26 protein-coding genes and 1 riboswitch are annotated in these 23,918 nt (G+C 62.8%); of the genes, 14 read left to right on the top strand and 12 right to left on the bottom strand.

Going from position 1 to position 23,918, the window contains the following annotated elements; genetic code table 11:
• Positions 1-7: 7 nt before the first annotated feature.
• Both FB481_RS21825 and FB481_RS21820 read right to left on the bottom strand, forming a co-directional pair.
• Positions 8-1,030, bottom strand: coding sequence for an alpha/beta fold hydrolase (locus FB481_RS21825; RefSeq protein ID WP_147177784.1), 1,023 nt, complete (start codon positions 1,028-1,030; stop codon positions 8-10).
• Between the two features lie 84 nt (positions 1,031-1,114).
• On the bottom strand, positions 1,115-1,978 hold the full coding sequence (locus FB481_RS21820) for a DUF6685 family protein (protein ID WP_147177782.1): 864 nt from the start codon (positions 1,976-1,978) through the stop codon (positions 1,115-1,117).
• A 166-nt stretch (positions 1,979-2,144) separates the two neighbouring features.
• Here FB481_RS21820 and FB481_RS21815 point away from each other — a divergent pair, with 166 nt between their 5' ends.
• Positions 2,145-2,366 (top strand): DUF2835 domain-containing protein, encoded by a 222-nt coding sequence (locus tag FB481_RS21815; RefSeq protein ID WP_147177780.1) that lies wholly within the window; start codon positions 2,145-2,147, stop codon positions 2,364-2,366.
• Positions 2,367-2,741: 375 nt separating this feature from the next.
• Positions 2,742-3,764, top strand: coding sequence for a quinone-dependent dihydroorotate dehydrogenase (locus FB481_RS21810; protein WP_147177778.1), 1,023 nt, complete (start codon positions 2,742-2,744; stop codon positions 3,762-3,764).
• A 96-nt stretch (positions 3,765-3,860) separates the two neighbouring features.
• Here FB481_RS21810 and rmf read toward each other — a convergent pair whose 3' ends face one another.
• Positions 3,861-4,076 (bottom strand): ribosome modulation factor, encoded by a 216-nt coding sequence (gene rmf, locus FB481_RS21805; protein WP_013790957.1) that lies wholly within the window; start codon positions 4,074-4,076, stop codon positions 3,861-3,863.
• A 425-nt stretch (positions 4,077-4,501) separates the two neighbouring features.
• On the opposite strand from rmf, the gene rlmKL reads away from it, so the two are divergent.
• Positions 4,502-6,748, top strand: coding sequence for a bifunctional 23S rRNA (guanine(2069)-N(7))-methyltransferase RlmK/23S rRNA (guanine(2445)-N(2))-methyltransferase RlmL (gene rlmKL, locus FB481_RS21800; RefSeq protein ID WP_147177776.1), 2,247 nt, complete (start codon positions 4,502-4,504; stop codon positions 6,746-6,748).
• A 91-nt stretch (positions 6,749-6,839) separates the two neighbouring features.
• Here the strand turns inward: rlmKL and dacB are convergent, their stop codons facing one another.
• A complete protein-coding gene (gene dacB, locus FB481_RS21795) occupies positions 6,840-8,318 on the bottom strand; it encodes a D-alanyl-D-alanine carboxypeptidase/D-alanyl-D-alanine-endopeptidase (RefSeq protein WP_147177774.1) in 1,479 nt (492 codons plus the stop codon).
• A gap of 219 nt (positions 8,319-8,537) precedes the next feature.
• Between dacB and FB481_RS21790 the strand changes: the two genes are divergently transcribed.
• Positions 8,538-8,882, top strand: coding sequence for a YggL family protein (locus tag FB481_RS21790; protein WP_013790960.1), 345 nt, complete (start codon positions 8,538-8,540; stop codon positions 8,880-8,882).
• Positions 8,883-8,934: 52 nt separating this feature from the next.
• Here the strand turns inward: FB481_RS21790 and FB481_RS21785 are convergent, their stop codons facing one another.
• The 6 genes from FB481_RS21785 to FB481_RS21760 all read right to left on the bottom strand — a co-directional run bounded on the left by FB481_RS21785 (position 8,935) and on the right by FB481_RS21760 (position 13,791).
• Positions 8,935-10,047 (bottom strand): FUSC family protein, encoded by a 1,113-nt coding sequence (locus FB481_RS21785; protein ID WP_147177772.1) that lies wholly within the window; start codon positions 10,045-10,047, stop codon positions 8,935-8,937.
• A gap of 2 nt (positions 10,048-10,049) precedes the next feature.
• Positions 10,050-11,381, bottom strand: coding sequence for a deoxyguanosinetriphosphate triphosphohydrolase (locus FB481_RS21780; protein WP_075930728.1), 1,332 nt, complete (start codon positions 11,379-11,381; stop codon positions 10,050-10,052).
• Positions 11,382-11,497: 116 nt separating this feature from the next.
• Positions 11,498-12,652: an EAL domain-containing protein gene (locus FB481_RS21775; RefSeq protein WP_147177770.1), complete on the bottom strand. Its 1,155-nt coding sequence runs from the start codon at positions 12,650-12,652 to the stop codon at positions 11,498-11,500.
• Positions 12,653-12,736: 84 nt separating this feature from the next.
• Positions 12,737-13,066 (bottom strand): hypothetical protein, encoded by a 330-nt coding sequence (locus FB481_RS21770; RefSeq protein WP_147177768.1) that lies wholly within the window; start codon positions 13,064-13,066, stop codon positions 12,737-12,739.
• Entirely contained in the window at positions 13,063-13,449 is a 387-nt protein-coding gene (locus FB481_RS21765) for a phage holin family protein (protein WP_147177766.1), read from the bottom strand. The genes FB481_RS21770 and FB481_RS21765 overlap by 4 nt, the downstream gene beginning before the upstream one ends.
• A gap of 12 nt (positions 13,450-13,461) precedes the next feature.
• On the bottom strand, positions 13,462-13,791 hold the full coding sequence (locus FB481_RS21760) for a YqjD family protein (protein WP_075930724.1): 330 nt from the start codon (positions 13,789-13,791) through the stop codon (positions 13,462-13,464).
• 368 nt (positions 13,792-14,159) lie between these two features.
• Here FB481_RS21760 and FB481_RS21755 point away from each other — a divergent pair, with 368 nt between their 5' ends.
• The 4 genes from FB481_RS21755 (at position 14,160) to FB481_RS21740 (ending at position 17,855) form a co-directional block, all read left to right on the top strand.
• Positions 14,160-15,368, top strand: coding sequence for an ammonium transporter (locus tag FB481_RS21755; protein ID WP_147177764.1), 1,209 nt, complete (start codon positions 14,160-14,162; stop codon positions 15,366-15,368).
• A gap of 97 nt (positions 15,369-15,465) precedes the next feature.
• Positions 15,466-16,593 (top strand): DUF5610 domain-containing protein, encoded by a 1,128-nt coding sequence (locus FB481_RS21750; protein WP_147177763.1) that lies wholly within the window; start codon positions 15,466-15,468, stop codon positions 16,591-16,593.
• Between the two features lie 58 nt (positions 16,594-16,651).
• Entirely contained in the window at positions 16,652-16,888 is a 237-nt protein-coding gene (locus FB481_RS21745) for a glutaredoxin family protein (protein ID WP_093503326.1), read from the top strand.
• Positions 16,889-16,967: 79 nt separating this feature from the next.
• Entirely contained in the window at positions 16,968-17,855 is an 888-nt protein-coding gene (locus FB481_RS21740) for a chemotaxis protein CheV (RefSeq protein ID WP_093503328.1), read from the top strand.
• Positions 17,856-17,857: 2 nt separating this feature from the next.
• On the opposite strand, the gene FB481_RS21735 is transcribed toward FB481_RS21740, so the two are convergent.
• Both FB481_RS21735 and FB481_RS21730 read right to left on the bottom strand, forming a co-directional pair.
• Positions 17,858-18,352, bottom strand: coding sequence for a SprT family zinc-dependent metalloprotease (locus tag FB481_RS21735; protein ID WP_093503330.1), 495 nt, complete (start codon positions 18,350-18,352; stop codon positions 17,858-17,860).
• An 82-nt stretch (positions 18,353-18,434) separates the two neighbouring features.
• On the bottom strand, positions 18,435-19,013 hold the full coding sequence (locus FB481_RS21730) for a DNA-J related domain-containing protein (protein WP_147177761.1): 579 nt from the start codon (positions 19,011-19,013) through the stop codon (positions 18,435-18,437).
• 142 nt (positions 19,014-19,155) lie between these two features.
• On the opposite strand from FB481_RS21730, the gene ttcA reads away from it, so the two are divergent.
• From ttcA to cobO, 6 genes are all read left to right on the top strand, one after another.
• Entirely contained in the window at positions 19,156-19,980 is an 825-nt protein-coding gene (ttcA, locus tag FB481_RS21725; RefSeq protein WP_070886409.1) for a tRNA 2-thiocytidine(32) synthetase TtcA, read from the top strand.
• A 22-nt stretch (positions 19,981-20,002) separates the two neighbouring features.
• The gene (locus FB481_RS21720; RefSeq protein ID WP_147177759.1) at positions 20,003-20,722 is read left to right on the top strand and encodes a DNA-3-methyladenine glycosylase I; all 720 of its coding nucleotides are present in this window, start codon (positions 20,003-20,005) and stop codon (positions 20,720-20,722) included.
• Positions 20,722-21,501, top strand: a complete 780-nt coding sequence (locus tag FB481_RS21715) for an NAD-dependent deacylase (RefSeq protein ID WP_147177757.1) — start codon at positions 20,722-20,724, stop codon at positions 21,499-21,501. The genes FB481_RS21720 and FB481_RS21715 overlap by 1 nt, the downstream gene beginning before the upstream one ends.
• A 54-nt stretch (positions 21,502-21,555) precedes the next feature.
• Positions 21,556-22,191: a C40 family peptidase gene (locus FB481_RS21710; protein WP_093503340.1), complete on the top strand. Its 636-nt coding sequence runs from the start codon at positions 21,556-21,558 to the stop codon at positions 22,189-22,191.
• 135 nt (positions 22,192-22,326) lie between these two features.
• Complete coding sequence (locus tag FB481_RS21705; RefSeq protein WP_093503342.1) at positions 22,327-22,854, top strand: C40 family peptidase; 528 nt, start codon at positions 22,327-22,329, stop codon at positions 22,852-22,854.
• A 68-nt stretch (positions 22,855-22,922) separates the two neighbouring features.
• Positions 22,923-23,149, top strand: a riboswitch (cobalamin riboswitch).
• 128 nt (positions 23,150-23,277) lie between these two features.
• Positions 23,278-23,913, top strand: coding sequence for a cob(I)yrinic acid a,c-diamide adenosyltransferase (gene cobO / locus FB481_RS21700; protein WP_075933771.1), 636 nt, complete (start codon positions 23,278-23,280; stop codon positions 23,911-23,913).
• The last annotated feature ends 5 nt before the right edge of the window (positions 23,914-23,918 follow it).

Genomic DNA, 23,918 nt, shown 5'->3' with positions numbered 1-23,918 from the left:
GCTGATCTCAATTGCCTTTTGAGGAGCTCGGCTTGCTGGAGATGGACAAGCCTTTGATCAGCGCCTGGTGAAAACGCTCTGGCTCTTGAATTTGCGGTGAGTGGCCAAGATCCGGGAAGGTCACCAGGGTCGCATCTGGAATGCGCTTGGCGGTGGCCGGACCCAGAGCCTTGTAATCTCCCAGTTTGCTGCGCATCGCTTCGGGTGCGGCGTCCTTGCCGATGGCAGTATTGTCCTGCTCACCGATCAGCAGCAGTGTGGGCATTTTTAGCTCGGAAAATTCGTAGACCACGGGCTGGGTGTAGACCATGTTGTAGGTCAGCGCCGAGTTCCAGGCGACGATTTCCTTGCCGTCGCCATTGAACATGCCTGCCTGCATGTCGACCCAGCGATCGAACTCGGGCCGCCACTGGCCGGCGTAGTAGGTGCTCTTCTGGTAGTTGCGGCTGGCCTCGGCAGTGGTTTTCAGCTCGCGCTGGTACCACTGATCGACGCTCAGGTAGGGCACGCCGAGGGTTTTCCAATCTTCCAGGCCGATCGGATTGACCATCACCAGTTGCTCGACCTGATCGGGGTAGAGCAGGGCGTAGCGGGTGGCCAGCATGCCGCCCATGGAGTGGCCCATGACGGTCACCTTGTCGACGCCAATCTGTTCGAGCAGCGCGTGGGTATTACTGGCCAGTTGCTGGAAGCTGTACTGGTAATGCGCTGGCTTGCTGGATTTACAGAAACCGACCTGATCCGCCGCTACCACGCGGTAACCGGCATCGCTCAGCGCCTTGATGCTGCCTTCCCAGGTTGCGGCGCAGAAGTTCTTGCCGTGCATCAGCAGCACCGTGCGGCCATTGGCCTTCTCGGGCTGCACGTCCATGTAGGCCATCTGCAACGAGACGCCTTGCGACCCGAACTTGAAGCGTTTGACTTCATGGGGGTAGTCGAAACCCTGCAGCTCGGCGCCATAGCGCAGTGTTTCAGCAGCAAGGGCAGGCAGGCTTCCGGCGATGAGCAAAGACGCGAGGGCAATGCGCATGGTGATGCTCCAAACAGAGAGGGAGCAAAGACTGACCTGCCATTGCCGTACACATCCCGCGCGAGAAGTTACAAAACCTGTCGATCAGCTCAGCTCGCGCACGTACTGCAGCATGTCCGGTGCGCCGGCCTGCAGCAGGCCTTCGCCCAGTGCGCAGGCTTGCGGTGAGTGCTTGGGCAGCAGCAGGAACTCGGGCGCGCCCGGCGTGCGCAACAGGCTCAGGCGTGCGTAGGGCACTTCGTGCTCCATCAGCAACTGCATGAAGCTGGCGTCGCTCCAGGCCGCGCAGGGCATTGCCAGAGCGTGATAACACTGCTCCAGATCGCGCAGGCCGTCGGGGCTTATGCGGTAGTAGGTGATGTGCGCCGGCAGGGTGATTTCCAGGCCGCGCAAGCGCGCATAGGCCACGGCACTGGCAAAGGCCTCCGGGTGCGATTCGCCGGCCCAGAACAACCGCTCACCGCGCCACTGGGCGTGAAACAGCTCGAGGCTCTGGTGAGGGTACTCGGGCAGCGCCTTGCTCAGGTGCTTGAGAAAGTCGCGGTAGCTGATGATGCGGATCTGTCGGCAGGCTTCGCTGGCCGCGTAATCTTCGAGGCTGCCGTAACTGCCGTCGCAGTGCACCAGACTGTCGACCAGGCGCAGGTCGAACTGCTCCAGATGGCGGTGTTCGACCTCGATCAGCTGGACCAGCGCGGCGTGGGCTTCGGCCTTGTCTTCCTGCACCGGACCGGACAGTGCGCTGCGCGGTAGATCCTTGAGGCGCTGCAGGGGCGGGCCACCCAGCCAGCAGATGTTGTCGCCAAAGGTGGGGATTTCGGAGAAGGGCAGTTGCAGCTGACTGGCGCGCTCGAAGATGGGCTTGCAGCCGCGGCCAAGCAGGCCGACGCGCTGAGCCAGGGCGGCCAGGCGTGAGGCTAGAGGGCTGGGCTGTTCAGGCAGGCTCATGGCAGCTCGCGTACGTCATTGTGCCAGGCGCAGTGTGGCAGAGCCTGCCAGGAGTTGCACGACCCTCGCAGCACAATGTCCAGGTCATGGCCGAAATGCCCGGACCTGATCGATGCGACAGGTTCGAATATGGCACAATCCGTTCATTCATTTGCAAGGAGCCTCCATGGCAAGCCTAGTTCTGGATATCGCATTACCCGCAGACCGCGTGCAGGCGATTTATCAGGGGCGGGCCAACCGCATTCAGGCGCTGAGCCGCGACGGGCGGCGAGTCAGTATTCCCGCCTATCATTTCCGGACGTTTCTGACCCATGCCGGTATCCATGGTTCCTTCGAGCTAGAGTTCAATGATGTTGGTGAGCTGCTCAGCCTGCGGCGCCTAGCCTAAGAGCCTGTTCACGATCTGCTGCGCGTCGGCGCTACAGCGTTAAAAACAAGCTGGATTGCCAGCCCAGTAGAAAGCCGCTTGCGGCTAACGCGCTTTAGCGCGGCCCGAAGGGCGAGCGAAGCGAGTAATGCTCATTTCAGCTCGTAGACTCGCGTGCGAGCCCAGTCCGCTTAATTCGCTGCGCTCACCCTGCGGGCCAGCCGTTGGCTGTTACTCCGCTGCGCTGCGTTTCTCGCCTGTTTTTGCGGGGGCGCCTAGCTCTTGTATCGCTCTAGCTCGCTAGATCATGAGCAGGCTCTAATCCTCGCTACCGGGTGGCTTGGCCGGCTATAATTCGCGCCTTTCGATTTCGCCACTGCCGAGCTAAGTCTGCCCATGTACAACCTGGCCCGCGAGCTGCTGTTCAAACTATCCCCGGAAACTTCTCACGAGCTGTCCATCGATCTAATCGGTGCCGCTGGCCGCCTTGGCCTGGCCGGTCGCCTGACCAAGGCGCCAAGCCGTCTGCCAGTGACGGTCATGGGCCTGCAGTTCGCCAATCCGGTGGGGCTGGCAGCCGGCCTGGACAAGAACGGTGACGCCATCGATGGCTTCGCGCAGCTGGGGTTCGGCTTCGTCGAGATCGGCACTGTCACGCCTCGGCCGCAGCCGGGTAACCCCAAGCCGCGTTTGTTCCGCTTGCCAGAAGCCGAGGCGATCATCAATCGCATGGGTTTCAACAATCATGGCGTCGACCACCTGCTGGCCCGCGTGCAGGCGGCCAAGTACCGTGGCGTGCTGGGCATCAATATCGGCAAGAATTTCGACACGCCGGTCGAGCGCGCGGTGGACGACTACCTGATCTGCCTGGACAAGGTCTATGCCCACGCCAGCTACGTGACGGTCAACGTCAGCTCGCCGAATACCCCGGGCCTGCGCAGCCTGCAGTTCGGCGACTCGCTCAAGCAGTTGCTCGATGCCCTGCACAAGCGCCAGAACGAACTGGCCCTCAGCCATGGTCGCCGCGTGCCGCTGGCGATCAAGATCGCCCCGGACATGAGCGATGAAGAAACCGTGCAGGTCGCTGCGGCGCTGCTGGAAAGCGGTATGGATGCGGTGATCGCCACCAACACCACGCTGAGCCGTGAGGGCGTCGAGAACCTGGCATTCGCCAACGAAGCCGGTGGTCTGTCTGGTGCACCGGTGCGCGACAAAAGCACCCACACGGTTAGCGTGCTGGCAGGAGAGCTGGGCGGTCGGTTGCCGATCATCGCCGCTGGTGGCATCACGGAGGGCCGGCATGCGGCGGAGAAGATCGCCGCAGGCGCGAGCCTGGTGCAGATCTATTCGGGCTTCATCTATAAAGGACCTGCGCTGATTCGCGAGGCGGTGGACGCCATCGCCGCGGCGCGGCGTTGAATCGCAGATAATAAAAAGGGCTCCCTTGGGGAGCCCCTGGGCTTGCGCCCGCCGCTCGGATGGAGCGTGCTTGGTGAAGTCGGTAGGTCCCTGGCGTTAGCCGACTGCGCGAAGTTCGTTGAGTCGATGAATACCGGCAGCGCCGGTCAAACCGTCCCAGTTGTCACCGCGGCCTTCACGCCAGCCATTGAGCCAGGCTTGACGCACGGACGGAAGAGTGAAAGGACACAGCTCGCGGGATTTACCACTGATACCGTACTGATAGCCGCGCAAAAATGCTTTTTCTAACGGATCACGCTTAAGTCTTCTCATAGGGTGTTGCCCTCACTTGTTGACTGTTTTATGTCCCGTTGACCTCCAGGAGGTCAGGCAGAAGGTCTGCCGTTGGAGTCCGCTGCCGGCGTCGCGAGCCTCCATGTGCCATCGTCGTTGCGACGACGGCCTGGGTAGATTTCTATCGAATGCACGGGGCGCTGTGAATGATCGATTTGTCATAAGGACGTAACGCTTTTGAGGGTGAGGCCATAAGGTGATTTGGCGACAGCCAAAGTGACCGTGCAAACCCGCGCAGTTACTGGGCCTCGCGAAATCTGCTGGTGATTTGCCATCGTGAATGGCTATCGATTGCAGCTGCAATTTATTCGGACGAAGGGTCGCATTGCGACTTCTTGTCACTTATTTTTGGTTGCGCCCACCGTTGGGCCAACCCATTACCGCCTTCGGGCACTGGATCTATGATGTCGGACCAACACGAACTCTTCCTCACGTGCCCCAAGGGGCTCGAAGGCCTGCTGCTCGAGGAAGCCAAGGCGCTGGGCCTGGATGAGGCTCGCGAGCACACTTCGGCCATTCGTGGCACGGCCAGTATGGAAACCGCTTATCGGCTGTGTCTGTGGTCGCGTCTGGCCAACCGCGTGCTGCTGGTGCTGGCACGTTTCCCGGTGCGCGATGCCGAGACCCTTTATGAAGGTGTGCTCAATGTCGACTGGTTCGAGCACCTGGAACCCAGTGGCAGCCTCGCGGTGGAGTTCAGTGGCCACGGCTCAGGCATCGACAACACCCATTTCGGCGCCCTTAAGGTCAAGGATGCCATCGTCGACAAGCTGCGCCAGGCCGATGGCACGCGTCCGTCGGTGGACAAGCTCAACCCGGACTTACGCGTGCACCTGCGCCTGGATCGCGGCGAAGCGATCCTGTCACTGGATCTCTCCGGTCACAGCCTGCATCAGCGTGGTTATCGCCTGCAGCAAGGTGCGGCGCCATTGAAAGAAAACCTGGCCGCGGCCGTGCTGATCCGCGCCGGCTGGCCGCGTATCGCCGCCGAGGGCGGTGCCCTGGCGGACCCGATGTGCGGTGTGGGCACCTTTCTGGTCGAGGCGGCGATGATCGCCGCCGATATCGCCCCGAACCTGACGCGCGAGCAGTGGGGCTTCAGCAACTGGCTGGGTCACGTACCGGCCACCTGGAACCGCCTGCGTGCCGAAGCCGAGGAGCGCGCGGCAGCCGGTATGGCCAAGCCGCCATTGTGGATCCGCGGCTACGAAGCTGACCCGCGGCTGATCCAGCCGGCGCGCAACAATATCGACCGCGCTGGGCTAAGCGATTGGATCAAGGTCTATCAGGGCGAAGTGGCAACCTTCGAGCCGCGCCCGGACCAGAATCAGAAAGGCCTGGTGATCAGCAACCCGCCCTATGGCGAGCGCCTGGGCGACGAAGCGAGCCTGTTGTATCTCTATCAGAACCTCGGCGAGCGCCTGCGCCAGGCGTGCATGGGCTGGGAAGCGGCGGTATTCACCGGCGCGCCGGATCTCGGCAAGCGCATGGGTATCCGCAGCCACAAGCAGTATTCGTTCTGGAACGGCGCGTTGCCGTGCAAATTGCTATTGATCAAGGTTCAGCCCGAGCAGTTCGTCACCGGCGAGCGCCGCACGCCCGAGCAGCGTGAGCGCGAACGCGAGCAGAACGAGCTGCAGGCCGAGGCGCTGAAGCTCAACCGCAACGGCAATCCGATCAAGCCCGCGCCGGCACCGGTCGAGCAGGCACGCCTGAGCGAGGGCGGGCAGATGTTCGCCAATCGCCTGCAGAAGAACCTCAAGCAGCTCGGCAAGTGGGCGCGTCGCGAAGGCGTCGACTGCTACCGCCTGTACGATGCCGACATGCCCGAATACGCGCTGGCCGTCGACCTGTACCACGATTGGGTGCATGTGCAGGAATATGCCGCACCGCGCTCGATCGACCCGGAGAAAGCCCAGGCGCGCCTGTTCGATGCCCTGGCGGCGATTCCCCAGGCGCTCGGTATCGACAAGAGCAAGGTGGTGATCAAACGTCGCGAGCGCCAGAGCGGCACCAAGCAGTACGAGCGCCAGGCGGCCCAGGGCCAGTTCATGGAGGTGAAGGAGGGCGGCATCAAGCTGCTGGTCAACCTCACCGACTACCTGGACACCGGCCTGTTCCTCGACCACCGCCCGCTGCGCCTGCGCATCCAGAAAGAGGCGGCCGGCAAGCGCTTCCTCAATCTGTTCTGCTACACCGCCACGGCCAGTGTGCATGCGGCCAAGGGTGGCGCGCGCAGCACCACCAGCGTCGACCTGTCGAAGACTTACCTGGACTGGGCACGGCGCAACCTGTCGCTCAACGGATTCTCGGACAAGAACCGTCTGGAGCAGGGCGATGTGATGAGCTGGCTGGGCGATGATAGTGGCGAGTACGACCTGATCTTCATCGATCCGCCGACCTTCTCCAACTCCAAGCGCATGGAAGGGGTGTTCGACGTGCAGCGCGACCAAGTCCAGTTGCTGGACATGGCTATGGCGCGCCTGGCGCCGGGTGGCGTGCTGTACTTCTCCAACAACTTCCGCAAGTTCCTGCTCGACGAGCAGTTGCCGGCCCGTTATCGGGTCGAGGAAATCAGCGCCGAGACCATCGACCCGGACTTCGCTCGCAACGCCAAGATCCACCGTGCCTGGAAGATCATGGCGAAGTAAGTCTGTTACAGCCTTAGCCTGGGTTGAGCGTAGCGATACCCAGGAGGCTTTCCCAGGCTTCGCCTAGCTCGACCCGGGCTGCCTCAGGCGCTTATCGGGCAGCGCTTTTCGGCTGCTTGTAGAGGTCGAGCAGCACCTGGTCGAGAATCACCGACGCGCCCCAGGGTTTGGGGTCGTTGAGGATCGCTACCACGGCCCAGGCATTGCCGTTGTTGTCGCGGCTGAAGCCGGCGATGGCGCGCACGTTGTTCAGGGTGCCGGTCTTGATGTGCGCCTGGCCGGCCAGCGGCGTGTTGCGCAGGCGTTTGCGCATGGTGCCGTCCAGCGCGACGATCGGCATCGAGCTGATGAACTCGGGCGCGTAAGGGCTCTTCCAGGCCGCTTCCAGAATCCGTCCCATTTCCCGGGCGCTGATGCGCTCGGCTCGGGACAGCCCGGAACCATTTTCCATGACCAGCTGCGGCGCGGTGATGCCCTTGCGTGCCAGCCAGGCGCGAATCACCCGCTGCGCGGCGTGGGCATCGTCGATGTCCGCCTCGTTGCGGTTTTGGGCGCCGATGCTGAGGAACAGCTGGCGGGCCATGGTGTTGTTGCTGTACTTGTTGATGTCGCGAATGATTTCCACTAGGTCCGGCGAGAAGGCTCGGGCTAGCAGGGTGGCGCTCTTCGGCACTTCGGCCTGACGGTCCTTGCCGAGGATGCTGCCGCCCAGCTCGCTGAAGATCGCCCGTACCGCGCCGGCGGCGTAGGACGGATGGTCGAGCAACGACAGGTAAGTCTGGGCGCTGCAGCCATCGGTCAGCTGGCCGGTAACGATCACCCGGGTGCCGTCGAATTCTTTCACCGGGTTGTAGCGCACGTCCGGCCAGGCCGGGCATTTGCCGGCCTTGAGTACCTTGACCTGGTTGTCCAGCTTCAGGCCGGCCAGGGGCGGCTCGGCGGCCACGCTGACCTTGCCGTCCTCGGCGCGGGCGATGAAGCGCAGGGCCTTGAGGTTGACCAGCAGCGAATCCGGGGTGACCAGGTAGGGCTTGTTGGCATCGCCGCCGTCATCGTTGAAAGCCGGCAGGTCCGGTTGTACGAAGTAGCCACGGTCCAGCACCAGATCGCCGGTCACCTGGCGCACGCCATTGGCGCGCAGGTCACGCAGCATCAGCCAGAGCTTTTCCATGTTCAGCTTGGGATCGCCGCCGCCCTTGAGATACAGGTTGCCGTTGAGCACGCCGTTCTTGAGCTGACCATCGGTGTAGAACTCGGTCTTCCACTGGTAGGTCGGGCCGAGCAGTTCCAGAGCGGCGAAGGTGGTGACCAGTTTCATGGTCGAGGCCGGGTTCACCGACACATCGGCATTGAAAATGGTGCCGTTGCCCGGGCCGTTGAGTGGCAGCGTCACCACCGATAACGACTGCTGGCTGATCTTGTTGGCCTTCAGGCTTTTGGCCACGCCCTCGGGGAGTGTGGCGTTGGTCGCCGCGTAGGCGGGCAGGGCGGTGGGCAGAACGAGACAGGCGAGGGCCAGAGGGCGGAGGATGCGCAGCCTCCGAACGGCAGGTACAACGGAAAATCGCATTACGAGCTCCCACAGCGGTTTGGGACAATGCCGCGCATTATGCCCCATCACCAGGCCGCCAAGGGCCGTGATTGCGGGATTTTATGGTCAATGATCAGCTGCAGCTGGCCGTGGGCTACTTCGGCGACGGCAGCGGCCGATTTTTCGCCAGTTGGCGGGCATCGCCGTCACGAAACTGGTAGAGTGCCGCGCGTTATCACTCTGCAAGGATTTATACCCATGGCTACCAATCGTTCCCGTCGTCTGCGCAAGAAACTCTGTGTGGACGAGTTTCAGGAGCTGGGTTTCGAACTGAACCTGAATTTCAAGGAAGACCTGAGCGATGAAGCGGTCGACGCCTTCCTCGATGCCTTCCTGAGCGACGCGATGAACGCCAATGGCCTGGGCTATGTTGGCGGCGACGACTACGGCCTGGTGTGCCTGGCCAAGCGTGGTTCGGTCAGCGAAGAGCAACGCGCCGCTGTGGAAGCCTGGCTGAAAGGCCGCTCCGAGCTGGTCGATTTCAGCGTCAGCCCGCTGCTGGACGTGTGGTACCCGGAAAAAGAGATCAACTCGGCTTCCTGATCCACGACAAAGGGCCTCGTTCGAGGCCCTTTTCTTTTGTGCCCGCCCTGGGTCACTCGTCGTTCATTGCCTTTGTTTCCGATTGCTGCGCCGGTGCTCGCTCGCCTGCTGCCGCGGTGCGTAATCTGGCGGCGTTGCGGTTATCCAGCCATTGGCGCAGGCCGTGCATCAGCAGGGCGATGAACAGGGTCAGCACGATACCCAGGGTGACGTTGAGCAGGCGCACCTGCGGCAGGTGCCAGTCCTTGGCCAGGCTTTCGGCGAGCAGCACGAAGCAGACCGTCGTCTGCAGCACGAACAGACCATAGTGGTTGGCCTGCAGGGCGCGGCTGAGCATGATCAGCGGCAGCATGATGGCGACCATCAGCGGTGGGCTCTGCAGGCTATGGCCGAACAGGATCAGCAGGCCGGCGGCCGTCAGGCTGGCCATGCTCGCCTGCAACGCGCGCACCAGGCTGCCCCTGAATTCCAGTTGCAGGGTGGTGACCACCGCCAGGGTCAGCCAGTAACCGCGCTGCAGATGGGCCAGATTGACGATCAAGCCGGCCATGGAAACCGCCACCGTACAGCCCAGGGCGTACAGGCCCCATTGTTGGCGAGACTGCCGCTGCGCATGCCGGCGCAGCACCTTGAGCAGGCTGATCAGGCGCGGCATGTGCGGCCACATGCGCAGGCCATGCAGGCCGCGCAGGCCGAAGGCCAAGAGCATCACCCACAGCCCGCCGAGCATGAATAGCATGGCGATGGCATTAGGGTTGTTGAGCATGCTGCTGCCGTACTGGCCTTGCCCCAGGCACAGGCAGACGGTCAGGCCGATGCCCAGCTTGCCGGCCTCGGTGCCGTAACGCTGCAGCCAGGCCAGCAACAGGCCGAAGGCGGCGAACAGTGACAGGCTGATCAGCGGGTGGGTCGCCGACCAGAAGCCCAGGCCGGCGCTGCAGGCGCCCAGGCCGGTGAGCAGCAGCATGCGTAGCATGCCGAAGCGGTGCAGCGGGTTGGCCTGGGCCGCCTGGAAAGCACCCACCGACGCCCACAGAAAGCCCGGATGGGCGCTGAACAGACCGAGCAGCAGCGGCAGTGCACAGCCCAGGCCGGCGACCATCGCCGGCCCCCAGGCGGGTGGCCCGGCGTGCCAACTGAACAACTGCCTGAACACCTGGCGCATGCTCAGACCGGACTCGAGCGACCGGTCATTTCCCGCGCCATCTCGGTGGCGTAGCTGTCGGTCATGCCGGCGATGAAATCGATCATGCGCAGGAACGAGCGGTACAGCGGCCAGTGCGGATCGGGTGCGTTATGGCCCAGCAGGTCGAGAATGCGCCGGTTCTTGAACGACGGCGTGCGCCCGCCGTGCTGTTCCAGCGCCGCGCCGCAGAAGGCATTGAGGAGAATTTCCAGCGTGGTGTAGGCGCCGATCTCGTGCAGCGTCTTGCGTTTGTCCTGAAAGATCTTTTCGCGGGCCATGGCCTTCGCAGCTTGCACGCAGTGCTTGGCAGGGCCGTGCATGTGCTCGACCAGATCGCCCTCCAAGCGGCCGGCCAGCAGGCTAGGCTGCTGCTCGACGAAGGCCTGGGCGGCCGAGTTGGTCAGGTGCTCGATGGCCTTGCCGCGCAGGATCGCCAGCTTGCGCCGCCGCGAATCCTGGGGGCCGAGCTGACGGTAGGTTTCCGGCAGATCGTCGCCGACTAGGTCGAGCAGCAGCGATTCCACCTCGGCGTAGTCGAGCAGCTCCATTTCCAGGCCGTCTTCCAGGTCGATCAGGCCGTAGCAGATGTCGTCCGCGGCCTCCATCAGGTAGACCAGTGGGTGCCGCGCCCAGCGCTGCTCTTCGAGCTGCGGCAGGCCGAGTTTGCCGGCGATCTGCTCGAGCAGCGGCAACTCGCTCTGGTAGCAGCCGAACTTGTGCTTCTTGTAACCCAGCGCCTCGGCGTGCCGTGACGTCCAGGGGTATTTGAGGTAGGCGCCGAGGGTGGCGTAGGTCAGTCGTGTGCCACCATCGAACTGGTGATACTCCAGCTGGGTGAGAACGCGAAAGCCCTGGGCATTGCCTTCGAAGCTGAGAAAGTCGCCGCGCTCGGCATCGCTCATGGCATCCAGCCAGCCGCGCCCCGCGGCCTGCTGGAACCAGTGGCGGATGGCGTCCTCGCCGGAGTGGCCGAACGGCGGATTGCCGATGTCGTGGGCCAGGCAGGAGGACTGCACCACCATGCCGAGATCGCTGGGCTCGCACCAGGCCGGTAGTTCACCGCGCAGCATCTCGCCGACACGCATGCCCAGGGAGCGGCCCACGCAGCTGACTTCCAGCGAATGGGTCAGGCGGGTATGGATGTGGTCGTTGCTGGACACCGGATGCACCTGGGTCTTGCGGCCCAGCCGGCGAAAGGCGCCGGAGAAGATGATCCGGTCGTGATCCTTGTGGAAGGGGCTGCGGCCCAGTTCATCGGCGCTGGGCGCCGGTTTGCCAAGACGTTCACGGGTGAGCAGGGTTTGCCAGTCCAAGCGTGCTTCCTTTACCGGATACGACGAGTCGGGCGCGTGTGGCCTTGCAAAGGCGGCGCATGCGCGAATGTCCGTTAGCTTCCCTGTTCGGTCCCGCAACTGCAAGGCCGCATCCACTAAAGTCCACTGGCGTCGATGTCGACCAGCAGCAGGCGGCTGCCGTTGTCGATGAACTGCCCGGCAGTCAGGCAGTACTGGTTGGTGGTGGCGTCGCGGTAGGTGTTGGAGAGGATCAAGCGGCGCTCTTCCCAGCCTTCGGCAAGCAATTGATAGAAGTAGGGGCGCCATGACCAGTTGTGGCCCAGGTAGCGATCGTCGGCCTGCCAGGCGCCGTCGCGCCATTCCAGGTTGGGGCTGATCTGCGTGCCGTGGCGGTCGCACTGATACAGGCGAATCAGCCAGGGGTAGGCGCCCGGCGTCACCGTCGGTGCAAGCCCATCGGGGCTGTGCTTGAGCTGGGTGAACAGCTCGGCGAGCTGGCGGCGCAGGGTCATCAGCTGCATGCGGTCGGCGAGTTTCTTGTGCACATAGGCGTCACGCAGGCGGGCGAAGCACTCGACGAATGCGCCACTGTCGAAGAATTCCAGCTCCGGCCTGGCGAACAGATAGCCCTGCACGTAGCGAGCGCCGCACTCCAAGGCGAAATGCAGTTCGGCTTCGGTTTCCACGCCTTCGGCGATGATCCAGCAGCCGGTCTTTTCCGCCATCATCGCCAGCGCCTTGACCACTTCGCCGCTGGGCCCGCCCCGCGCCGCTTCCTGGAAAAGGCGCATGTCCAGTTTGAGGATGTCGGGGCGCAGTGCCAGCACACGGTCGAGTTGCGAGTAGCCGGCACCGAAATCGTCGATGGCGATACGCACGCCGGCCTCGCGGTAGCGCGCGGCCACTGCGGCCAGGCGCTGGCTGGCGCCGCCCAGTTCGGTGATCTCGAACACCACGCGAGTGGGATCGACGCCACTGCTCGCCAGCTGTTTGAGGCTCGGCAGCGCCTGCTGTGGGCGCAGGCGACCAATCCAGCGTGGCGAAATGTTCACGCTCAGGAACCAGTCGGGCGGCGCATGACGAAAGCGCATGAACGCCTGCTCACGGATCGCTCGGTCCAGCCTGCGCAAGGCCGCGGCGGGCGTTTTCGGATCAGCGAACAGCGGCCCTGCAGAATGCAGGCGGCCAGCGGCGTCGCGCAATCGAGCCAGGGCCTCTATGCCGGCGATCTGTCCGGTAGCGGTATCGATGAAGGGTTGGAAGACGGCGATGGGTTGACCGTCGAGCACCGGGCACATCCTTAGTGAAAGGGCAGGTTAGCCAGGCGTTACCCAGGCTTTTTGTGCTCTTTCCTAGCAAGAAAGTGGCCAGTTTCAGGCTTGATCGGATTTCTCTGCTGGCTTTTCGCTTTCATGGCCAGGCGAGCGTTTGCGCAGGTCAGGGAACGCGGCGAGCGCCATGCGTAGCCAGCGTCGCCATTGGCCACCGCGCATACCCAAGACGGTCAGAGCGAACACGCCTCCGGTGATCCAGATTGGTGCGTGGCTGCCCTTGAGTTCCCTGTGCCAGTGAGTACCCAAGTCCTTGGCCTTGCGCAGCGGCTCCAGCATGACCTGGGTTTCATAGCGGATTTCCTGGCGATGCATTTCCAGGCGCAGCCGCAACATGGTCTTGCGCAGTTCCTGCGTATTCTTGTCGCTCATGGCAGCAGTTGCTCGCGGTCGCGGGCCAGTTCTTCGAGGCTGGCGCTGAACGGCGCCGGGGCATTACGCATGCGTTGTACCAGGCTCCAGCCGCAAACCAGCAGGCCGGCTGCATAGAACAGGCAGAGCAGGGTGATGACCAGAATGCGGTGGGTGTCCCAGAAGCCAATTAGCAGGGCAGCCGACAGGCCGATGATCAGCAGCAGGCCGAACAGGACGCAGAGGCCGGTCAGGATCAGCAGAGTGACGGTGCGCGCCTGCTGCTCCCGAAACTCTTCGCTGAACAGCGCGACATGGTCATGAACCAGCCCGAGCAGCGCACCGGCCAGGCGCCGTGGCGAGGGGCCGCGGCTGGGAGGTGCTGCTGTCTGGCTGTCATCCATGTGCTGTCCTGATCAACGTCGGCTAATGAGCATGCCGATCAGTATACCAATGCCAGCGGCAATGCCGATGGTCTGCCACGGATGGGTCTGCACATAGTCTTCGGTTGCACCCACGGCTGCGCGGCCACGCTGAACCACGGTTTCTTCGGTGTTCTTCAGTGTGGTGCGTGCACGGCCCAGGCTGTCGCGGATCTGCGCGCGCAGCTCTTCGGCTTGATCGCCGACCAGGCTGGCCGAATGTTGCAGCAGGGTTTCGGTGTCACGTACCAGTGCCTGGAACTCTTCGAGTAGCTCTTCCTTGTTGGCTGGAGCTACGGGGCGCGAGGGGAGTGGGCGGGCCATTGATCAATCTCCTGTAGGAATGGGGCGGTGTAAGGGGTTCGAGTGGCTCACCCCTGGCAGGTTCACTCTATCTGCCGGGATGGACGCGGAGGCCGCCTCAGAGGGCACAGGCATTGCATTGGCGAACGGCGAGGCGGGCCGATATGCATGGTTATGGTGCTCGGCGTCTTTCTTGGCATCTCTCTGGTGCCTTGTTAACTACTTGATAAACCAAGAATAAGTCTTGAAAAGGCGAGGCGACGGAGTGCCATGATGCCGATGCGCTCCCAATGGGTGCGCAATGACGTGAGATGGCGTGCTTGTAAATGGTGCTTCTCGCTGGGCTGGTGTTCCTTTTTGGTGCTTTTCGCTGCGGAGTCTGTGTTTCGATGGAAAACCTCGACAGTGCTGTGCAAACCCTGATTCACGGCTCGAATACCTTATTCATCCTGATCGGCGCCATCATGGTCCTGGCCATGCATGCCGGCTTCGCCTTTCTGGAAGTCGGAACCGTGCGGCAGAAGAATCAGGTCAATGCGCTATCCAAGATTCTTTCGGATTTCGCGATCTCGGCCGTCGTCTATTTCTTCGTGGGCTACTGGATAGCCTATGGGGTCAGCTTCCTGCATCCGGCCAGCGTACTGGTCGAGGGTAACGGCTACGCGTTGGTGAAATTCTTCTTCCTGCTGACCTTTGCGGCAGCGATCCCCGCGATCATTTCCGGCGGCATCGCCGAGCGTGCGCGTTTCGGCCCGCAGTTGTGCGCCACCGCCCTGATCGTTGCGTTTGTTTACCCGTTCTTCGAAGGCATGATCTGGAACGGCAACTTCGGTTTCCAGGCCTGGCTGCAGACGACCTTCGGTGCACCGTTCCACGACTTCGCCGGCTCGATGGTCGTTCACGGCGTCGGCGGCTGGCTGGCCTTCGCCGCGGTGGTGCTGCTGGGGCGCCGCGATGGCCGTTACCGCGACGGCCGCCTGGTGGCCATGGCGCCGTCGAGCATTCCCTTCCTGGCGCTGGGTTCCTGGGTGCTGATCATCGGCTGGTTCGGCTTCAACGTGATGAGCGCACAGACCCTGGGCAGCATCAGCGGCCTGGTGGCCGTCAACACCTTGATGGCGATGGTAGGCGGCACCCTGGCCGCGCTGATCGTCGGCCGCAATGATCCGGGCTTCCTACACAACGGCCCGCTGGCCGGGCTGGTCGCCATCTGCGCCGGCTCCGACCTGATGCATCCGGTGGGCGCCCTGGCCACCGGCGCCATCGCCGGTGCGCTGTTTGTCTGGGCCTTCACCGCGACACAGGTTAAATGGAAGGTAGATGATGTACTCGGCGTCTGGCCGCTGCACGGCCTGTGTGGCGTCTGGGGTGGTATCGCCTGCGGCATCTTCGGCCAGCCGCTGTGGGGCGGTCTGGGTGGCGTCAGCATCGCCAGCCAATTGGTGGGTAGCCTGGCTGGCGTCGCCGTGGCGCTGATTGGCGGCTTTGCGGTGTATGGATTGCTCAAGCAGGTGGTAGGCATTCGCCTGAGCCAGGAGCAGGAGTATTACGGCGCCGACCTGTCGATTCACAAGATTGGCTCGGTAAGCCAGGATTGATGCGCGAGCCACCCGGTCGATTGGTTGACTGCTAGCCCTAAACTTTTGCCGAGGCCTGTCGTCAACCTTGGACATGCTCCCGTTTCGGTGACTTGCCATGGCTATCTCAATCCCGTTGTCGACCAACACGACAGGCCGCTCGCCACAACTCGGCGGTCAGCCCACCACCATTCGCAATGCGGCCGACGCCCAGGCAGCGCTGTCGAACCGTCTGGCCGAACGCCTCGGCCTGCCGCCGGGCTCGCTGACGGCAAAACAGGACGATTTCTCGCCGGAGAAGGTCGCCGATCGCGTGATGGGCTTCGTCGAGCAACGGCTCAAGAGCGAGGCGGCGTCTGGCGCCAGCCCCGAGAAATTGCAGCAGCTGCTCGACCAGGCGCGTTCCGGTGTGCAGAAAGGCTTCGACGAGGCGCGCAAGATCCTCGACGGCATGGGTGTGCTCAAGGACAAGATCGCCAGCGATATCGACGACACGTTCAAGCGCATTCAGCAAGGCTTCGCCGGCCTCGACAAGCTTTACGGCTCGGTGCCGAGTGCAGGCGAGGGCAACGGCGTGACGCCCACCTCCAGCGATCGCTTCGCCGCGGTAGCTGAAAGTTTCGAACTCAACATCACCACCCGCGATGGCGACCGCTTACGCGTATCGGTGGCTCAAGCATCTGCGGCCTGGTCACGTACCGAGGGCGCGAACAGCCAGTCCGGCAGCTTGCAGATCGGCGGTTGGCAGGTGGAGGTTGAGGGTGAGCTGGATGATGAGGAAAAAGCCGCGCTCGGCAAACTCTTCAGCCAGGTGCAGGATCTGTCCAATTCTTTCTATTCGGGCGACATGGCTGGAGCCTTCGACCGCGCTATGGCGCTGGATATGGACAGCTCGCAGCTGGCCTCCATGTCGCTGCGGCTGACCCAGACCAGCGTGCGCCAAGCCACCGATACTTACGGCGCCGTATCGAATCAGGGTGGGCAGCCAGCCAGCGCAACCAACGGTGCGCTGACCGATTATGCCCAGGGCCTGCTCGATGCATTGCGTACGGCCGATGCCTGGGTCAGTGATGGCAAGGGATTATTGCAGGACCTGCTCAAGGGCGGCTTCTCGCTGGACGATCGCTTCGATGCCGGCCGGCTCGAGAAGGCCGAGCAGGTCAATGGTCGTCTGCTTGATGGCCTGCAGGGCTTGTTGAGTTCGACGCTGACACCGCAATCGGGCGAGGGTATCGAGAAAGCCTGATCAGGCATGGCAAAGTGCTAAACTGCGACTCTAGTTACCTTCGCAGGTTGCCTCAATCATGCTTCCCGAATGCCGGCTGCTCGGCACTCTCGGCTGTCACCTGTGTGATTACGCAGAGGCGGTCTTGATGCCGTTCGTGGAAAACGGCCTGTTGGTCGAATTGCTGGATATCGCCGACGAGCCTGGGTTAATGGAGCGCTATGCGCTGATCATCCCTGTTCTGCGCCGCATGGATACGGGCGCCGAGCTCCATTGGCCGTTCGAGGCGTCGCAGGTCGCCGCGTTTCTGCAGTGACAACTGCCATCTAGAGCAACGAGCCCGGCGCTTTACAGTCAGGCCACTTTTTAAAGTTTTTGCATGGGGAATCACGGGTATGAACATGGTGCTCGGCGACGCGCTGTCGCTGCTGCTGTTTCGTCTGCACAATGGCCGCCTGTTGGGCATCAACCTGCTCAAGGTCAACGAGATCATTCCCTGTCCAGCATTGACTAAGATGCCCAGCCGTCATCCCCATGTACGCGGCGTCGCTACACTGCGTGGCTCGGCGCTTACGGTTATCGACCTGGCTCGTGCGATTGGCGAGCGCGGTGGCAGCGATGATGGTGATGGTTGCCTGATCGTCACCGAGTTGAGCCGCTCGCGGCAGGGCCTGCACGTGCACAGCGTCGAACGCATCGTGCAGTGTTCGACGCGCGATGTGCGTCCGCCCCCCTCGGGGGCCGGTTCTCGCGCCTTTATTACTGGGGTGACGCAGATTGACGGCTCAATCGTGCAGATTCTCGACATTGAGAAGGTGCTACATGAAATCGCCCCGGCGCCGCTGGAAGAGGTTAGTGAGGAATTGCTCACCCCTGCCGAGCGACAGCTTTTGCAGGGGCGCCGCGTGCTGGTCGTCGATGACTCTCAGGTGGCCATTCAGCAGACCCTGATGACCCTGCGCAAGCTGGATCTCGATTGCGAGGCCGTACGCAGCGCGGCCAGTGCCCTCGACGTGCTCAGGAGCGCCCGCGAGGAGGGGCGACCCGTCGAGGTACTGGTCTCGGATATCGAAATGCCGGAAATGGATGGCTATGCCCTGGTTCAGCAAATCCGTAAGGACAGCCAGCTGGCAGATACCTACGTGTTGCTGCATACCTCACTGGATAGCACCATGAACACCGAGAAGGCCCGCTCGGTAGGCGCCAACGACGTACTGACCAAATTCTCCAGTGTCGACCTCAGCCAGGCGCTGCTGCGCGCCTTTCAGCGCCTGAATGGCTGACGTTATTCGACGCGCTGCTCACCGGTGAACTGCAGGGTGATCTTGCAGCGCCGGCAGAAGTAGCGGCGCCCCTTGGACACCAGCGCGTGGCGCTGGGCGGAGAACGGAAACTCGCCTTGCGGGCACTGGCAACGGTAGATGAAGCGGCTGACCTGACGGCGCTTCACTTCATAGGTGTGGCAGCGGTGCGGCGGCAGTTCATAAACGCCGCGCATGATCAGCTGCCACTCCTCGCCGTGGGGCTGGATGCTCAGGCCGAACAATTGGTGGGCGATCAAGTGGGCCACTTCATGGGCGACGGTCTGGCGCAGGAAGTCTTCCTGATTCTCGCGATACAGCTGCGGGTTGAAGCGCAGCTTGTTTTCGGTGAGATGCGCCACGCCAGCTTTTTGCCCGCGTAGCTTGAAGCTCACCTGCGGGCGGGCGAAGCGCCGCTTGAAGAAGGTTTCCGCCTGCTGGTAGCAGGCTTCGACGCGGGTGTGGATCTGATCGGGCATGGCGGCTTCAGGGGCGGGTAACTGGCGTCGATTATGCCGCAGATCGCCGCCCGCTGCAGTGCCATGAGCCGAGCGGTAAGGCTCAGCGGTAGTAGCGCTGCAGCGTTTCCATGGCGCTGTTGATGCGCTGCAGGCGCTGCGTGCAACCGCCTCGGTCCGGGTGATGAAGGCTCACCAACTGCCGGTAGCGCTGGCGGATGACGCTCAGGTCGAGCTCGCCAGCCTGCTCGTCGAACTCCAGCGCCGCCAGCGCCTGTTGCCGATCTTCGGCGCCGTGCAGGCGCACCCAGAAGGCCCCGAGCATCTGCTCGACATCCTCGGCGCCGGTGTCGCGCAAATGGGTGAGGTCGAGGTAGTACTCGCGCAGCGGTTCAGGCTCGCTCAAGGCACTCTCCGCAGCCTGATAAGGCAGCAGGCGGATGCATAACGGGCTTATCTCCAATGACGCGCGGCCCGCGGCGTGTAGTTCGTCGCGCAGACGGTACAGCGTGTGGAAGAGCAGGAAGTGGCTGCGAAACAGCTCCAAGGTGTCACTGGGCAGGCGCTCGTCACGACCCTGCCAGCGGCTCAGGCGTAGCATCAGTTCGTACTCGGAGAGCCCCTCGGGCGCAGCCTCCAGCAAATCGAGCAGCCGGCTGCCGGGTAAGGTTTCCTGGTTCATCGGCTCTCCTTGGTCGATGAGAAGGTGCGTTGCTGGCCGGTTTCGCCGGCAGGCCGACGGTTAGCCGTTTTGTAGCTGGGGTGCGCGTCGTTTTCTGGGTAAAATGTGCGGCTTCAGTACTTATAGCGGATTCTTGCGCGCCATGGGCACCCTCTCGGTCAATCAGAACAAGCTGCAAAAACGCCTGCGTCGTCAGGCCGGCGAGGCCATCGCCGACTTCAACATGATCGAGGAGGGCGACAAGGTCATGGTCTGTCTGTCCGGTGGCAAGGACAGCTATACCATGCTCGACATCCTGCTTTACCTGCAGAAGGTCGCTCCGATCAACTTCGAGATCGTCGCCGTGAACATGGACCAGAAGCAGCCGGGCTTCCCCGAGCACGTGCTGCCGGCGTATCTGGAGTCCATCGGCGTGGCGTACCACATCGTCGAGAAGGACACGTACTCGGTGGTCAAGGAAAAGATTCCGGAAGGCAAGACCACCTGCTCGCTGTGCTCGCGCCTGCGCCGCGGCACGCTGTACACCTTTGCCGACGAGATCGGCGCGACCAAGATGGCCCTCGGTCACCACCGTGACGACATCCTCGAGACCTTCTTTCTGAACATGTTCTACGGCGGCACGCTCAAGGCCATGCCGCCCAAGCTGCGTGCCGACGATGGCCGCAACGTGGTGATTCGCCCGCTGGCCTACTGCAGCGAGGCCGATATCGAGGCCTACAGCACGCTCAAGGAGTTTCCGATCATCCCGTGCAACCTGTGCGGCTCCCAGGAAAACCTGCAGCGCCAGGTAGTCAAGGACATGCTGCAGGAGTGGGAGCGCAAGTCGCCGGGGCGTACCGAGATCATGTTCCGCGCCCTGCAGAACGTGGTGCCGTCGCAGCTGGCTGACCGCAACCTGTTTGATTTCACCAGCCTGAAGATCGACGAGCAGGCCACGCCGCGCTTTCTGAACGTGATGAACCTGTAATTTCGAGGGCTGACCCCAAGCGATGCACGATTATCGATGGCTGCATGAATACTGCGTGAACCGTTTCGGCTCGCTCGAGGCACTCGAGGCGCGCCTGCCGCAGCCCGTCTCCGACAAGAAGCTACGGGCGCTGGGTAATGATCGCTACCTGTCGATCATGAGCCTGCGCATATTCCGGGCTGGCCTCAAGCACAGCCTGGTCGATGCCAAGTGGCCGGCCTTCGAGGAAGTGTTCTTCGGCTTCGATCCGGAAAAGGTCGTGCTGATGGGCGGCGAGCGCCTGGAGCGGCTGATGCAGGATGCGCGGCTGATTCGCCACCTGGGCAAGCTCAAGAGCGTGCCGCGCAATGCGCAGTTCATCCTCGACATCGAACGTGGTGCGCTAAGCGGGCCTGCTGCTGCCGTGAAGGCCAGCACGCCGAAGCCAGGTTTCGCCTTTGGCGGGTTGATCGCCGATTGGCCGGTGACCGATATCGTCGGTCTCTGGCACTGGCTGGCCAAGCAGGGCAGCCAGTTGGGCGGGCTTTCCGCACCGCGTTTCCTGCGCATGGTCGGCAAGGATACTTTCATCCCCAGCGATGACATGGTCGCCGCCCTCAAGGCCCAGAAGATCATCGACAAGTCGCCCAATAGCCAGCGCGACCGGGCGGCGGTGCAGGCCGCCTTCAATCAGTGGCATGCAGAAAGCGGCAGGCCGATGTGTCAGCTGTCGGTGATGCTGGCGCACACGGTCAATCATTGATGGCGGCGCAATTGCAGCGCCTGGTGACGGCGTTCATCGACGCGCAGCGCATCCTGATCATCACCGGGGCGGGAATATCGGCCGATTCCGGCTTGCCGACCTACCGCGGCATCGGCGGCCTTTACAACGAACATACCGATGACGGTGTGCCGATCGAGGTGGCGATGTCCGGCGACATGCTGCGCCGCGATCCGGCGCTGTGCTGGAAGTACCTGGCGCAGCTTGGCAGTGCCTGCCTGGGCGCCCAGCCCAATGCCGCCCACCGGGCGATTGCCGAGCTGCAGACGCTCAAGCCGGGTTGCTGGGTGCTGACCCAGAACATCGACGGCTATCATCGCCTGGCCGGGAGCCCTGGGGATCGGCTGATCGAGATTCACGGTGAATTGGCGCCCCTGTATTGCCAGGTTTGCCGGGAAGCCGACGAGCGGTTGGGCGAGCATCTGCAGCAGCCCCTGCCGCCACGGTGCGTGGCTTGCGGCGGGGTGTTGCGGCCCCCCGTGGTGTTGTTTGGCGAGCGACTGCCGCCGCTGGCCGTGGAGCGTCTATATGGGCAATTGCGGGAGGGTTTCGACCTGGTGATCAGTGTCGGAACCAGCGCCAGCTTTCCTTATATAGCCGAGCCGTTGCGGCAGGCGCGCCGTTCGGGCAAGGTCACGGTCGAGGTTAATTTGTCGCACACGGAAGTCAGTGCACTGGTTGACTTCAGGCTGGAAGAACGGGCCTTAGATGTTTTTCCGGAACTACTGGGTCACATTGCTGATCATAAAATTTGCAAATGATCCCGTTCGCGGGCATAGTCGCGGCTGATCAATTTCCATGCCACGGTCGTGCCCATGCGCAAACGCTTCGCACCCCTCGTGCCTCTCGCACTCACAATGGTTCTCGCCGCCTGCGCTAACCATGCAACGCAATCTCAAATCGACACGCCTCAGGCCCAGGCTTCATTGCCTGCCAGACCAGTGGTAGTTGCGCCGGCCGTCGAACAAAATGACTCCGGCGAAGACGATGTCGTTGCCGATTTCTCCAATGGTGCGCCTTACGAGTTGCCGCAACTGGCGGACAGTGTTCTGGAAAAGGGCATATCCCTGATCGGCACACGTTACCGTTTCGGCGGCACGTCGGTGAAAACTGGTTTCGATTGCAGCGGTTTCATCGGCTACCTGTTCCGCGAGGAGCTGGGTATGGAGCTGCCGCGCTCGACTCGCGAGATGATCAAAATCGATGCGCCACTGGTCGACCGCAAGGCGCTCAAGCCGGGTGATCTGGTGTTCTTCAGTACCGCCGGGCGTGGCCGCGTCAGCCATGCTGGCATCTACCTGGGTGATGATCAGTTCATCCATTCCTCCAGCCGCCGTAGCGGTGGCGTGCGCATCGACAGCCTGGATGACGGCTACTGGAAGCGTACGTTCATCGAAGCCAAGCGCGTTCTGGCGCTGGCGCCGACCGAGAATCTGGCCTCCCAGCATTGATCGATCGTCGCCCGATCAGGTCGGTCGAGCAACAATTTGAATGTTTTCAAGCGAATGCAGTGCAAAGCTAAAGCTTGCACTGCAGTTGCGAACGCGGCAGAGTAGGGCGCATTCAGGCTCCAGGATCGTCCGTCCATGACTGCCACCATCCGCATCGCCTTCCTCCTGCTTGCAGCACTGCTCAGTGCCTGTTCCAGTCGAGCACCCGCACCCACCCCGCAACCCGTTGTCGTCATGCCTGCGCCTGGTGCCTACCAGGGGGGCGCGGACGATGTGCTGTTTCGCGCTCTGGGGCTTGTGGGCACTCCATACCGCTACGGCGGCAACACGCCTGATGGCGGTTTCGATTGCAGCGGCCTGATCGGCTATGTGTACCGCGATGCAGCAGGCATCAAGCTGCCACGCTCAACCCGCGAGCTGATCAGCATGCGTGCTCCGACCATCGGCCGCGATTCCCTGCGTAGTGGTGACCTGGTGTTCTTCGCTACCAACGGTGGCCGGCAGGTCAGCCATGCCGGTATCTACGTCGGTGAGGGCCGCTTCGTGCATGCGCCGTCCTCGGGCGGCACCGTACGCCTGGACAGTCTAGGCAACAGTTATTGGCAGCGTACCTATATCGAGGCCAAGCGCGTTTTTCCGGTGGAGCTCGCCAGTCATCCCTGAGGCGTCGTCGCCCAGAGCAGCGCGCTATGGCCGACTCTCCGATTGACGCTTATGCCGTCAGTCCTTACCCTTTGCGACCTGCTTCAGGTGTCCCTGGTCTCGGCCAGGGGTGAAACTGGGAAGTCGGTGCGCTGCCGCCAAACGAGCAATGCCGACGCTGCCCCCGCAACGGTAAACGAGCCCAACCATGCTTCTGGCCACTGTATCTTCGATGCGGGAAGGCGGCGTGGTTCGTCGTGTTCCCTGAACGCCGCACTCGTGAGCCCGGAGACCGGCCTGTCGCTTTTTCCTTAGGTTGCGCGGTGGGCGCGGCCGGTGCGCGGCCCCAGGGCCAGCCCCTGCCTGCTCCTGCGTGATCGTTTTTATCGTCGGGCACCGATACGTGCTCGAAGCGCGCGAGCTTGCTGGCGCCGAGGAGATCCCATGAGCGAATCGACCCCATCCCCCAGCCGCGAATCGGCCGAGCGCGACGCGCGCCACAACGCCCGCATGGCGCGCAAGAAAGCGCTGATGGACGAAAAGATCGCCCAGGCCCAGGAAGAATACGGCTTGCTGCTGGTGCACAGCGGTAACGGCAAGGGCAAGAGCAGTTCGGCTTTCGGCATGGTTGCCCGCGCGCTCGGCCATGGCCTGAAGGTGGGCGTGGTGCAGTTCATCAAGGGCGGCATGGCCACCGGCGAAGAACACTTCTTCCGGCGTTTTCCCGATGAAGTCAGCTACCACGTGATGGGCGAGGGCTACACCTGGGATACCCAGGATCGCCAGCGTGATATCGAGAAGGCACGCCTGGCCTGGGATGTTGCCAGGCAGCTGCTGAACGATCCGCAGATCGCCTTGGTGGTGCTGGACGAACTGAACATCGCCCTCAAGCACGGCTACCTGGACGTGGACGTGGTGCTGCGCGATATTGAATCGCGCCCGGAGCTGCAGCACGTCGTGGTGACCGGTCGGGGCGCACCGCCGGCCCTGCTCGAAGCGGCCGATACGGTGACCGAAATGACTCTGGTCAAACATGCCTTCAAGGCCGGTGTGAAGGCGCAGAAGGGCGTGGAATTTTGAGCACG

The sequence above is a fragment of the Pseudomonas sp. AG1028 genome (assembly GCF_007993955.1).
GTDB lineage: Bacteria > Pseudomonadota > Gammaproteobacteria > Pseudomonadales > Pseudomonadaceae > Aquipseudomonas > Aquipseudomonas straminea.
Note: the sequence above shows the minus strand (reverse complement) of the source record. Positions and strands in the feature narration are given on the sequence as shown.

Bases quoted from the DNA above. Each gene is read 5' to 3' on its own strand.
- FB481_RS21785 (WP_147177772.1), bottom strand. From the start codon at position 10,047: ATGCGCCAGGTGTTCAGGCAGTTGTTCAGTTGGCACGCCGGGCCACCC.
- FB481_RS21720 (WP_147177759.1), top strand. From the start codon at position 20,003: ATGCACGATTATCGATGGCTGCATGAATACTGCGTGAACCGTTTCGGC.
- FB481_RS21705 (WP_093503342.1), top strand. From the start codon at position 22,327: ATGACTGCCACCATCCGCATCGCCTTCCTCCTGCTTGCAGCACTGCTC.
- ttcA (WP_070886409.1), top strand. From the start codon at position 19,156: ATGGGCACCCTCTCGGTCAATCAGAACAAGCTGCAAAAACGCCTGCGT.
- FB481_RS21730 (WP_147177761.1), bottom strand. From the start codon at position 19,013: ATGAACCAGGAAACCTTACCCGGCAGCCGGCTGCTCGATTTGCTGGAG.
- FB481_RS21815 (WP_147177780.1), top strand. From the start codon at position 2,145: ATGGCAAGCCTAGTTCTGGATATCGCATTACCCGCAGACCGCGTGCAG.
- FB481_RS21770 (WP_147177768.1), bottom strand. From the start codon at position 13,066: ATGAGCGACAAGAATACGCAGGAACTGCGCAAGACCATGTTGCGGCTG.
- FB481_RS21710 (WP_093503340.1), top strand. From the start codon at position 21,556: ATGCGCAAACGCTTCGCACCCCTCGTGCCTCTCGCACTCACAATGGTT.
- FB481_RS21740 (WP_093503328.1), top strand. From the start codon at position 16,968: ATGAACATGGTGCTCGGCGACGCGCTGTCGCTGCTGCTGTTTCGTCTG.
- FB481_RS21745 (WP_093503326.1), top strand. From the start codon at position 16,652: ATGCTTCCCGAATGCCGGCTGCTCGGCACTCTCGGCTGTCACCTGTGT.
- FB481_RS21735 (WP_093503330.1), bottom strand. From the start codon at position 18,352: ATGCCCGATCAGATCCACACCCGCGTCGAAGCCTGCTACCAGCAGGCG.
- rmf (WP_013790957.1), bottom strand. From the start codon at position 4,076: ATGAGAAGACTTAAGCGTGATCCGTTAGAAAAAGCATTTTTGCGCGGC.
- FB481_RS21750 (WP_147177763.1), top strand. From the start codon at position 15,466: ATGGCTATCTCAATCCCGTTGTCGACCAACACGACAGGCCGCTCGCCA.
- FB481_RS21765 (WP_147177766.1), bottom strand. From the start codon at position 13,449: ATGGATGACAGCCAGACAGCAGCACCTCCCAGCCGCGGCCCCTCGCCA.
- FB481_RS21755 (WP_147177764.1), top strand. From the start codon at position 14,160: ATGGAAAACCTCGACAGTGCTGTGCAAACCCTGATTCACGGCTCGAAT.
- FB481_RS21790 (WP_013790960.1), top strand. From the start codon at position 8,538: ATGGCTACCAATCGTTCCCGTCGTCTGCGCAAGAAACTCTGTGTGGAC.
- FB481_RS21825 (WP_147177784.1), bottom strand. From the start codon at position 1,030: ATGCGCATTGCCCTCGCGTCTTTGCTCATCGCCGGAAGCCTGCCTGCC.
- FB481_RS21760 (WP_075930724.1), bottom strand. From the start codon at position 13,791: ATGGCCCGCCCACTCCCCTCGCGCCCCGTAGCTCCAGCCAACAAGGAA.
- FB481_RS21810 (WP_147177778.1), top strand. From the start codon at position 2,742: ATGTACAACCTGGCCCGCGAGCTGCTGTTCAAACTATCCCCGGAAACT.
- FB481_RS21715 (WP_147177757.1), top strand. From the start codon at position 20,722: ATGGCGGCGCAATTGCAGCGCCTGGTGACGGCGTTCATCGACGCGCAG.
- rlmKL (WP_147177776.1), top strand. From the start codon at position 4,502: ATGTCGGACCAACACGAACTCTTCCTCACGTGCCCCAAGGGGCTCGAA.
- FB481_RS21820 (WP_147177782.1), bottom strand. From the start codon at position 1,978: ATGAGCCTGCCTGAACAGCCCAGCCCTCTAGCCTCACGCCTGGCCGCC.
- cobO (WP_075933771.1), top strand. From the start codon at position 23,278: ATGAGCGAATCGACCCCATCCCCCAGCCGCGAATCGGCCGAGCGCGAC.
- dacB (WP_147177774.1), bottom strand. From the start codon at position 8,318: ATGCGATTTTCCGTTGTACCTGCCGTTCGGAGGCTGCGCATCCTCCGC.